At 60.2% G+C, this 8,868-nt stretch carries 20 protein-coding genes; 7 read left to right on the forward strand and 13 right to left on the reverse strand.

Annotated elements, in window-relative coordinates; all coding sequences use genetic code 11:
* The 12 genes from FJ490_RS02055 to FJ490_RS02110 form a co-directional block, all read right to left on the reverse strand.
* Window positions 1-201, reverse strand: a complete 201-nt coding sequence (locus tag FJ490_RS02055; RefSeq protein WP_140767600.1) for a hypothetical protein — start codon at window positions 199-201, stop codon at window positions 1-3.
* Entirely contained in the window at window positions 201-1,199 is a 999-nt protein-coding gene (locus FJ490_RS02060) for a hypothetical protein (protein ID WP_140767601.1), read from the reverse strand. The genes FJ490_RS02055 and FJ490_RS02060 overlap by 1 nt, the downstream gene beginning before the upstream one ends.
* Window positions 1,196-1,378, reverse strand: a complete 183-nt coding sequence (locus tag FJ490_RS02065; protein WP_140767602.1) for a hypothetical protein — start codon at window positions 1,376-1,378, stop codon at window positions 1,196-1,198. The genes FJ490_RS02060 and FJ490_RS02065 overlap by 4 nt, the downstream gene beginning before the upstream one ends.
* Window positions 1,379-1,385: 7 nt before the next feature.
* Window positions 1,386-1,967, reverse strand: a complete 582-nt coding sequence (locus tag FJ490_RS02070; RefSeq protein ID WP_140767603.1) for a hypothetical protein — start codon at window positions 1,965-1,967, stop codon at window positions 1,386-1,388.
* Window positions 1,964-2,215 (reverse strand): hypothetical protein, encoded by a 252-nt coding sequence (locus FJ490_RS02075; protein WP_140767604.1) that lies wholly within the window; start codon window positions 2,213-2,215, stop codon window positions 1,964-1,966. The genes FJ490_RS02070 and FJ490_RS02075 overlap by 4 nt, the downstream gene beginning before the upstream one ends.
* Entirely contained in the window at window positions 2,215-2,544 is a 330-nt protein-coding gene (locus FJ490_RS02080) for a hypothetical protein (protein WP_181171847.1), read from the reverse strand. The genes FJ490_RS02075 and FJ490_RS02080 overlap by 1 nt, the downstream gene beginning before the upstream one ends.
* Window positions 2,545-2,578: 34 nt before the next feature.
* On the reverse strand, window positions 2,579-2,812 hold the full coding sequence (locus FJ490_RS02085) for a hypothetical protein (RefSeq protein ID WP_140767606.1): 234 nt from the start codon (window positions 2,810-2,812) through the stop codon (window positions 2,579-2,581).
* Entirely contained in the window at window positions 2,809-3,126 is a 318-nt protein-coding gene (locus FJ490_RS02090; protein ID WP_140767607.1) for a hypothetical protein, read from the reverse strand. The genes FJ490_RS02085 and FJ490_RS02090 overlap by 4 nt, the downstream gene beginning before the upstream one ends.
* Entirely contained in the window at window positions 3,123-3,926 is an 804-nt protein-coding gene (locus FJ490_RS02095; RefSeq protein ID WP_140767608.1) for a hypothetical protein, read from the reverse strand. The genes FJ490_RS02090 and FJ490_RS02095 overlap by 4 nt, the downstream gene beginning before the upstream one ends.
* Window positions 3,927-3,956: 30 nt before the next feature.
* Window positions 3,957-4,145, reverse strand: a complete 189-nt coding sequence (locus FJ490_RS02100; RefSeq protein WP_140767609.1) for a hypothetical protein — start codon at window positions 4,143-4,145, stop codon at window positions 3,957-3,959.
* A 388-nt stretch (window positions 4,146-4,533) separates the two neighbouring features.
* A complete protein-coding gene (locus tag FJ490_RS02105; RefSeq protein ID WP_140767610.1) occupies window positions 4,534-4,743 on the reverse strand; it encodes an Arc family DNA-binding protein in 210 nt (69 codons plus the stop codon).
* A 430-nt stretch (window positions 4,744-5,173) separates the two neighbouring features.
* The gene (locus FJ490_RS02110; RefSeq protein ID WP_140767611.1) at window positions 5,174-5,497 is read right to left on the reverse strand and encodes a helix-turn-helix transcriptional regulator; all 324 of its coding nucleotides are present in this window, start codon (window positions 5,495-5,497) and stop codon (window positions 5,174-5,176) included.
* A gap of 97 nt (window positions 5,498-5,594) precedes the next feature.
* Between FJ490_RS02110 and FJ490_RS02115 the strand changes: the two genes are divergently transcribed.
* From FJ490_RS02115 to FJ490_RS02135, 5 genes are read left to right on the forward strand one after another with little or no spacing between them, the layout of a single operon-like run.
* Complete coding sequence (locus FJ490_RS02115) at window positions 5,595-5,819, forward strand: helix-turn-helix domain-containing protein (protein ID WP_140767612.1); 225 nt, start codon at window positions 5,595-5,597, stop codon at window positions 5,817-5,819.
* On the forward strand, window positions 5,816-6,010 hold the full coding sequence (locus tag FJ490_RS02120) for a hypothetical protein (protein ID WP_140767613.1): 195 nt from the start codon (window positions 5,816-5,818) through the stop codon (window positions 6,008-6,010). The genes FJ490_RS02115 and FJ490_RS02120 overlap by 4 nt, the downstream gene beginning before the upstream one ends.
* Entirely contained in the window at window positions 6,007-7,374 is a 1,368-nt protein-coding gene (locus FJ490_RS33015) for an MT-A70 family methyltransferase (RefSeq protein WP_246687844.1), read from the forward strand. Before FJ490_RS02120 ends, FJ490_RS33015 begins: the two co-directional genes overlap by 4 nt.
* A complete protein-coding gene (locus tag FJ490_RS02130; protein ID WP_140767614.1) occupies window positions 7,371-7,733 on the forward strand; it encodes a hypothetical protein in 363 nt (120 codons plus the stop codon). The genes FJ490_RS33015 and FJ490_RS02130 overlap by 4 nt, the downstream gene beginning before the upstream one ends.
* The gene (locus tag FJ490_RS02135; protein ID WP_140767615.1) at window positions 7,726-7,932 is read left to right on the forward strand and encodes a hypothetical protein; all 207 of its coding nucleotides are present in this window, start codon (window positions 7,726-7,728) and stop codon (window positions 7,930-7,932) included. The genes FJ490_RS02130 and FJ490_RS02135 overlap by 8 nt, the downstream gene beginning before the upstream one ends.
* Before the next feature lie 14 nt (window positions 7,933-7,946).
* Here FJ490_RS02135 and FJ490_RS02140 read toward each other — a convergent pair whose 3' ends face one another.
* Window positions 7,947-8,168, reverse strand: a complete 222-nt coding sequence (locus tag FJ490_RS02140; protein ID WP_140767616.1) for a hypothetical protein — start codon at window positions 8,166-8,168, stop codon at window positions 7,947-7,949.
* Window positions 8,169-8,258: 90 nt separating this feature from the next.
* Between FJ490_RS02140 and FJ490_RS02145 the strand changes: the two genes are divergently transcribed.
* On the forward strand, window positions 8,259-8,615 hold the full coding sequence (locus tag FJ490_RS02145) for a hypothetical protein (protein WP_140767617.1): 357 nt from the start codon (window positions 8,259-8,261) through the stop codon (window positions 8,613-8,615).
* Window positions 8,616-8,675: 60 nt separating this feature from the next.
* Window positions 8,676-8,849 carry a hypothetical protein gene (locus tag FJ490_RS32530; RefSeq protein ID WP_181171849.1) on the forward strand — a complete coding sequence of 58 codons (174 nt, stop codon included), beginning with the start codon at window positions 8,676-8,678 and terminating at the stop codon, window positions 8,847-8,849.
* The last annotated feature ends 19 nt before the right edge of the window (window positions 8,850-8,868 follow it).

Genomic DNA, 8,868 nt, shown 5'->3' on the forward strand with positions numbered 1-8,868 from the left:
TCAAGCCTTTTCCGCTCGGGCGAGAGCGTCCTTGAGAGTGATGTTCATTTCTCGGGCGGCCCAGTCGCCGAACGGCTCGCGCTCATGCTCGTCCGAGCCAAGCGCGGCACGAAAGCCGCGGCACCAGCACAGGAGGTCCGCCAGGCCGGTCGACATGCTTTCGGCTTTGTCGCGGCGGATGGTGATAGTGATCTCGTCCATCACGCCACCTTTGCTTGTTCTTCGGTGACGATGCCTGGCACGGTGCGGCCGGCGTCAAGCGCGACCTGCGCAAGTTTGAGCATCACCTCGTCGAGCCTCGGGTGTCCGTTGAGGTAAGCGAAAAGCGCTGGCGGGTCGGAAATTTTGGTGGCCACCAGCACAAGCTTGACGCTGGCGGCCTTGCCATACGTCCCTTTGATTGGCGTGGGCATAGCGGCCACGGGGGCGGGCGCTGGGGCGATCGGCTCCGGTGCGGGCTTCCCTGCCTCCGCTGCCTTCTGGCGGGCTATGTCAGCCTCGCGTTCGGCGGCGCGCTGGCGACGAAGTTTTTCCGTCTCCCATTCGCCCATTGCCGCGCGGATGGCGTCTGCGGCTTCCTTGGCCGACTTGACCAGCGGCTGCCATTCCTTGTCGATCGCCTTGCCGGCTTCGAAGTGCGGCCGCTTCAGCGCCTCACGCCTCTTGTCGGCCTCGCCGGAAAGTTCGTTCAGCCTGGAGCGCAACGACTGCGCCTTGGTCAGCATCGCGTCGTCGGTGATCTTGGCGTAAGCGCTGGCGCCCTTCTTGGCCGCCTCGATCTGGTCGCGCAGGATTTCCGCCTCGCTGACATCGCCGCTGTTGTGGCCGGGCGGCGCCGGCGCGAGCTGCGCGGCAACCGTGGCGTCATCATCCGGCCAGCCGCCGCCGTCTGCGGCCTGCTGATAGGCCTCATAGGTGACCGGCATCCGGCAACAGAACGACCACAGTTGGCCGACGTCGACCTCTCGGCCGGCGCGGTAGGCAACCAATTCGTTCGATCCCTCGGGATAGAAGATTGCAACAGGGTCAAGGCCGCCGCCCTGGTTGCGTGTCCTGAAATAACCTTGGTGCGGTTCGTTCTCATGCACAGGCAGGCTCTTGCCGATTTCGGCCGGCGCCTTCAGCGCTTGCTGCCACCATGCCCAGCGGTTTACGAGCTTGGCGGTGACGTCGCCGATGGATTGGAATGTGTCCGTCATGCTGCAATCTCCACTTCAACAGCCGCCATCGCGGTCCGGTCTTCATCTGCAAGCCTGGCAATGCGCTCGGCTTCGTCTGGGTTGATGCCGGCGGTGAGGAGCAACAGGCGGTCCCATGCGATACGCTGGGCGCGGGAAAGGTCGATGAGGGCGAGTTCGGCGATGTGGTCGCGGGCCATGTCAGCCTCACTTCGTCGCTACTGTGACTTTGAGCTTGCTGGTGACATCGCTGATGGCCTGCTTGGTCGCGACCTCCAAACCCTTGGCTATTGACGTGTTGACGCTCTGAAAAGCGTCCTTCATCGCGCTCTCAATCGAGTAGTGAAGGTGCTTGTCGATCATGTATGCGACACGCGTGCCTTGGGCTCGCCATGAAAAGCTGTCCGTTCCCTTCGGCTTGCCTTCGTAACTGACCTCCTCCTGCATGTAGGCTTCGGCGCGCTGACAGAGGTATTCCTTGAAGGTAACAGGGTTGCCGACCTTCTCACCCCATTGGTTTGTCCGCTGAAGAACGAGGGTTTCAACCATCTCGTTCACGCGCGGAAGGACGTGCTTGTCAGCGAGGTCGTTTACCACTTGGTCGAGGCGGGCCTTGACCAAGGTGTTCAATTTCTTCGCGAAAGGACTCGTACCAAACCAGTCTTCGCCATCTTCGCCATCTTCGTCATAGCCGATGCTTGTGAGCATGTTCTGCGCTAGGCGGTCGACAAGCTTCTCTGCAAGCTTGTCTTGGTCGAGGCCGAGACTTTCCAAGGTAATGTCGGTCATGCTGCGGTTTCCTTATTTTCGGCTTCGATGCGGGCGGGGCGGCGTTCGCTCATCTGCCCGAGAGCGCTGGCGAGGGCGTCGTTGACAGTGTTCCCGTTGCCGCCAACGCAATCTCTTGCGTCGGAATCCTCATGGTCGTTCCAATGGAGGTAGACGGTGAAGGGCGTGACCTTGGCTTCGAGGTAGAGTGCGACAGAAACCGAAGTGAGACGATGCTTGGAGCAAAGGGCCTTCAGGCGCTTGTCCATCACGCCCTCCAATCATCAGAAGAAACCGCGTATTCCATGCCCACGGCATCCATCTTGGCCTCGGCCATCGACACGCCTTTGACGTGTTCGAGGTAGAGCGACAGCCGCCATGGCAGGAGCTTGCGGGCCTGATCGACCGTCTCGGCCCGGTGAAGGCGAACCGTCGGCGTCAGCATTTCATCAGCCTCGGCTATGGTCTGCATGTACTGCCGGCAGAACCGGATCGATTCCGCGACTTCCTGGCAGTTGATGCGCCATGCATCGCCAAGGCGGGCGTCAAATGTCGGGTTAGCGAAGGCTGTCTGGCTGTGGATGAAGGGAGCGTTCACGGCTTCTTTCCTTCTTGTTCGATGAGAGTTGGGATTAGCGCAGAAGGTGGCCACGACCGGCGTTCACCATGTCCTTGCGAAACTGGCTGTCATCGCGCCCGCCGCTCTCAGACAGGCTGTCCTGCTGGCGCTGGTAGGCGTCTTCCATCTGCGCGTCGTAATCGGTGTAGGCGTCCTGTAGGAGGTTCTTGGCCTCATCCAGCGAGCAGTCGAAATCCTTGAGGACTTCAACCAGGGCTTCGGTGATTTGCCAGTTGCGCGGTTTCATGCTGCCCTCCGGGAAAACCATTCGGTTTCATCTGGTCCGACGATGCTGTAGGAGTGTTGGAACAGGTCGTGCATAAGCTGATGCGCCAATTCGCCAGCACGTAAGCGAAGCTTCTCAGGATCGGACGGGAATCGCGGATAGTTGATTAGCCCGACGCGGACGCCAGCTTCCTCGCCGCCTGTATAGATGTAGCTGACTGGTTCGACGGTGACGCAAAGGCCGATGCCGAAGCAGTAATTGCGGCAACTCTGTCTTGCCTGATCGAAATCACCGGCAATGAAGATGTCGTAGCGGATCGTGGGACAGGTGTTCATGCTGCTTCCTCGACTGCATCGCAGTCTTCGATTTGGATTGATGCTGATTGGCAAATGATGCCGCAGGAAATGTCCGGCTCCGTGCCGTAATTGCCGAGGTCTGGCGGGAGCCGGTCCAGCGGGATGCGCTCCAACTTGCGAACGCCGTCTTCGACCCATTCGCGCTTGCAAATGGCGCGGCCTAGCTCGCGTTCGATCTGCGCCATTTCAGCGAAGCGCTCGGGGAAATCGACGCGGATTTTGTTCCAGTATCCGGCTTGGCCTTTGACGCAACCGATGCAATTGTTGTTGCGATAGCCAAGCTTGTACATGGTCGGCAGTTCGATGCCGGCGCGCTCGACTATTCCGAGACAGTCGTCATGGGTCAGGCCGCGCTCGTAGAGGATGGGCCAGAAGTCAACCAGAGGTTCCGACTGCGTGAGACGTTCGTGCCTTGTCTCGTATTCGTCCGCGCCGTAGCCGATAACCACCTTGTCGTTTGGCCTCTGAAAGCCAAGGCGAACGGAGCGCTTCAGTTCAGCGGTGCAGCGGGCACCGCGCGGGCCGACGAGGAAGCGCGTCTTACGAAACACGACATCGGTGTCGCGCTCGTATTCGTCGTTGCCGAGGATAAGCACCTTCTGGCCAAACCATGCTTCACAGTCGGCCATGAAGCGCCTATTGTCGGGATGCTCGCGCTTGAAGGTGTCGCAGTAGGCAACAACCACTTCGCGTCCATCCGCCGCCTGAATGGCAAGCTTCGTTGCAACAGCGCTGGCGGCTCCACATGAAAACCATGAGACGATCCGGGCGGTTTTCATAGCTGTCTCATCCCTTGTTCGATTGAGGTGTCAGGAAGCGGCGTAGATGACTGCGCCCGGCTTCACGTGAGTGGTGAGGCTATCGAAGCTCCAGCCCGTCAGGCGGCTCACGAGATAGCGGGCGTCGTAGTCGTCCTCAGCCTCGACCCGCATGACAAGATCGCGTGTGGCTTCCCGGCAGACAGTGAAGATGCGAGTTGCGGCGGCTGCGGTGTTCATGGTGTTGCTCCCGGTTGATGGGAGGAACGTAACGCCAAACGTGACAGATAGTCAATAGGGTTGTCACGCCTAACGTAACAAATATTTTGACACGTTACGAATCGCGTGCCAAAAGAGCCGCATTGATAGCGGCGACCCGGTGCAATCCCGGGCTGGTGAAGCCACAAGCGCGGGGGTCGTAAGCCCAACGGTGCTGCCAGAAACTGAGGGCCAGGTATCCGACAAGGACCTGTGGCGTGCGTCCCATCCCGGCTCCGGCCTTCAGGACACTGCCAAGCGATCTTCCTTCTTCAGGGCCTCTTGATTGGGGTCTTGGGGGAGGGGGGTCTTTGGCAGGAACCCTCCCCCACCACCCTTCAAAACCCGAAGAAATGCAGAGGGGAAAGGGTTAAGCGCTGCCCTTGTCTAGAATCGAGATAACCTCGTTCAAGAGTTTTAGAGCTTCCGCGCGGTCGGCATCATCGATCGAAAACGACCGTTCGAGCCGGGCCGATATTTCGGCGTTCATGCTGCGATCGTTTTCCACGGCGGCAAGCTTGAGCTGCTTCAAAAGGAGCGGCGGCACGCGAACATGGATTGTGAGGCGATCTGGCGGCATCCCGCGCTTATGGACGAAAGGTCCACAACCGGAAATAGCTCCACTCGCGCTATAGTTACCCCACTCGTGCTACCACTTATCCCCGCTATTCACAGCGGCGACGTTACAGTTTGAAATATTATGTTAAAACCGTACAAACGACTGTAGACGTATCAAAACGGTACATGTCGAAGTGCTGGTGAGTAGATTAGAAATAACTAAAACAAAAAGGGTTAGGGAGCGGGAGTGGCGCAAGTCGCGGTTATCAACAGGCGAGCAGTGGTTTCGGGAATATTTGCGGCGGCGGCAGTGGCCACGCCAGCTACCAGAGGACCAACGCCAGGTGATCAGGTCGAGAAAGACGCGGCGGCCCTGGCAGCTTCGATGAAGTCTATGCACGGCGGTGAATGGAGCGTCCGCATCGACCACTCCCTGCAACTGGTTCTGGTTATCAGCCAGTAAGCGCCTTCAGCACGCGCACGGCCTGGTCCCGGTTCTTGTCGTTGATCAGCCGGAGCAGATCCACGACTTCGCCATTCTTGGTCGGGTCGACCGCCAGAAGATCGATCGGCGTCACCTCCAGAGCCTCAGCTATCGCTTCGAGGATTTCCTGGGTGTAGGGCTGCTCATATTTTTCGATGCGCTGGATGTTGGCGTGCGATGTCAGCAGCTCACCGGGTTCGGTCTCCATGCGCTCGGCCAGGCGCCGCAGCGAGAGGCCGCGAAACTTGCGCCACTCCCGAATAAAATGTTTGCCAAGCTCTCGTTTTGCCATGTCCGGGACTATATCCCGACGCTGTAACGCCGTGGTCACGTTAGACGTTACAAATAATTCTTGACGCTTGTCACGGTTGGCGTTACACATACGTCCCATGGCTCACATTCACCCCCTGATCGAGTTCTCGAAACGGACTGGCAAGTCCATCACGGCAATTGCCAAGGACGCCGAGTGCAGCCGTATGACGCTGTACCGGATCATGGACGGGGCGAACACGACCACTGACCAACTCCGGAAGATCATCGCGGCCTGCGATGGCGAGGTGCCGTTTGAGGCGTTCATGGCAGCCGGCGAGGCGAAGTCGGAGCAGGCGGCATGAACAAGCGCCAGACCAAGCGCATGAAGCGGAATGCAGCAAAAGCGCCGCGCTGGCTGCGCGATGGCGCGGCCGCCGTGTTCGACCCGCAGGGGGCCAGGGCGCATCGGACAGCCAAACTCGGCACATTCGGAGCCGCCTCCGAGGTCCGTCATATCGATCCTGCCGAATACAAGCCGGCAGGTGCCGCATGATCCGCACCGCGCAGACAAGCCCGGCGCCGGCGGCAACCAGCCTCGCACGATACGATGCAGCATGCCGGGCGCTTTCGGAAGCCAAGACCATCGATGAGGTGAAAGACCTCCGCGATAAGGCCGAGGCGATGCGAGCCTATGCCCGCCAGGCCAAGAACAAGGACCTGGAGGCCGACGCGGCCGAAATCAGGATCCGCGCCGAGCGCCGGCTCGGCGAGATGATCGCCTCGCAAAAGGCGACCGTTGGGTTGAGCCAAGGTGGCCGTCCGGCAAAAACCGGTTCCGTCGTGGCACCGGTTTCTGCGAAGGCCACTCTGGCCGAGGCTGGCATCGACAAGAAGCTTTCCGCCCGTGCCCAGAAAATGGCCGCCGTACCTGAATCTGAATTCGAATCGATGGTCGGAGAATGGCGGGAACGAGTCGAGGCCGAGAACGAGCGGGTCACAACGAACCTCTTGGCGGCAGGCGAGAAGAAGCTGAGCCGCGACGAGAAGGAAGCCGCGCTTGCCGACAAGATGAAGGCGGCCGCAGAATCTCTCGGTCAGGGCGCGTTCGGTGTGATCCTGGCCGATCCACCTTGGCGCTTCGAACCCTACAGCCGCCAGACCGGCATGGATCGTGCAGCCGACAATCACTACCCGACGATGGATGTCGACGCGATCGCCAAGCTCGAAGTGCCGGCGGCCGCTGACTGCGCGCTTTTCCTCTGGGCAACCTCGCCGATGATCCGTGAAGCCCTCTTCGTCATGTCGGCATGGGGATTCGAATACAAGTCGCAGCTGATCTGGTTGAAGGATCGGATCGGCACCGGCTATTGGGCGCGCAACAAGCATGAGATCCTGCTTATTGGCACGCGCGGCGATATTCCCGCGCCATCCCCAGGAACGCAGCCGGAAAGCGTGGTCGCGGCAGCAGTCGGCGCGCACAGCGAAAAGCCAGCCGCCTTTCACGAGATCATTGAGCGCATTTACCCGAATCTTCCACGCCTCGAGATGTTCGCTCGCGCCAGCCGGCCAGGTTGGAACGGATGGGGCGCGGAGGCGGAAACCATTGCCCCTGACCCGCAACCCTCCAAGACTGACGGCGGGCAGTCTCCAAGCTTGAATGATGCCGGTGCAAAAAGCGGTGCTCCTCGCACCGTCGATCAGGGCGGCCTTGGGCCGGAGTACATTTGCGGCGAATTCAAGCAACAGGACGCCAGCGCATCGCAGGACCGGAATAAGCCGGTATCCGAAAGCGGGGCGGCCGCCACCCGCAAGCCATTGCGTCCTCATTGCCTCAATCCTGGGCTGTGCGCGGGGTCGGGGCGCGAACACTGCCACGCCTGCAAGAAGGCGATGGCCGGGGCTGAGGTGGTGGCATGAAGCCGCGGCATTCCCTCACGCCAGAGCAGAAGAAGGAAGCCGGAACGCTGTTCAAAGCGGGCTGGACCTATCTGCGGATCGGGGAAAAGCTGCGCTGCCATTACCAGACGGTGAAGCGAGCACTGGACCCGGAATACGCATCGTGCCGCTCGGAGCAAGCTCGGCATTGCAGGCGCAAACGTGCCAAGGGCGCGAAGCCAGTCAACCCGAAGCGTGAGCACGCCTTGTCGATCGACGTCAAGGCGGATGCCGCCGCTCGTCTCTCCGAAATTCCACCAGACACGCGCAGCCTGACCGGTCGCATGTTCGGCGATCCAATCCCAGGTGACACCCGCCGCGAGAGGTTCAACCATGGCTGAGAACAAAGTGCCGCGCATCTCGATTGCTGTCCCGGAAGCCTATCGGGCCCATCTGGAGGATATGGCAAAGGAAGCCGGCCTGACGGTCACCGGCATCATGTGTTCAATGCTGCTGGCGGTCGTCATCGACAACCGCGCGGCCCATGGCCTGCCAGCGCTCGACCGATCCGTCTTGAACCTCAGAGGCTCGCGAGCATGACCACGCTCGCTCTCCTACTCGGCATTGGAATTGGATGGACCGCTGCGCGCTATCGCATCGCGAAGCGTGAGGCCCAGGCGGACGAGCTTCGCTTCCTGCTCGCCCCGGTGGTCCAGCACTCCGTTGAAGACGCTGCGCGTCGGGCCGGGTGCTGAGAATGGGCAATCGTCGTTATCGCCAAACCGAAGTTTCAACTGGATCGGCCTCTGAGCCTGCAAGCGTGCGGTTCGATCCATTGAACATTCCTTTCCTACCATTTTCCGGCCCAGGTTTTGCGTCCCGGAACGGCTCCTTCAACGCTCATCAGAGTATTGAAGGAGTCACCCATGAGCGTGGAAAATTCACCCAAGAACGTGGAAAGCTCAGCCATGCAAGACGCTGATCTAGCCGCAAGTCTTCTTGATGAAGTGATTGGAATTCGCGGCATCCGCGAGCCGGTCAAATCCATGTTGGAACGTGCCTACAGCGAATTGCGCAAGCGTAACAATGCGTGGACGAGGCGGCGTGTTCGCGCCGTCTTCAACAAAGAAGCAAACCGGATCGACTACCGCGAAATCGAGGAGATGCGCGCTGTCGCCGAGGCGAGGAAACAACATGCGGCCTACAGAGAAGAAACCGCCCGTATTACTGCGCTGGCTTTCATTCGATCGCCGTCACCGGATCGCGGTCTGGATCCGAGATAGCGCGGCCGATTGGGCCGAATGGATTTGCCCGGAAATCTCTTTCAAGGACGGAGAGGACAAATGAACGCCTTCACGAAAATGCTTGTCGACGACCTCGATCGCTGGTCCGAGCCGGAGATCACACCAATCGCTCACCCGGTCCTCATGCTGGTGTTTCTCATCGCAATCGCGTGGGCGGCGGTGATTGGTGCTGGCTATGCCGCGTATCGGGCGTTCGAGCTTTTCGCAGCCTAACCCCCAACCAAGGAGCCTG

The sequence above is a fragment of the Mesorhizobium sp. B2-5-11 genome (genome assembly GCF_006440835.1).
Taxonomy (GTDB): domain Bacteria; phylum Pseudomonadota; class Alphaproteobacteria; order Rhizobiales; family Rhizobiaceae; genus Mesorhizobium.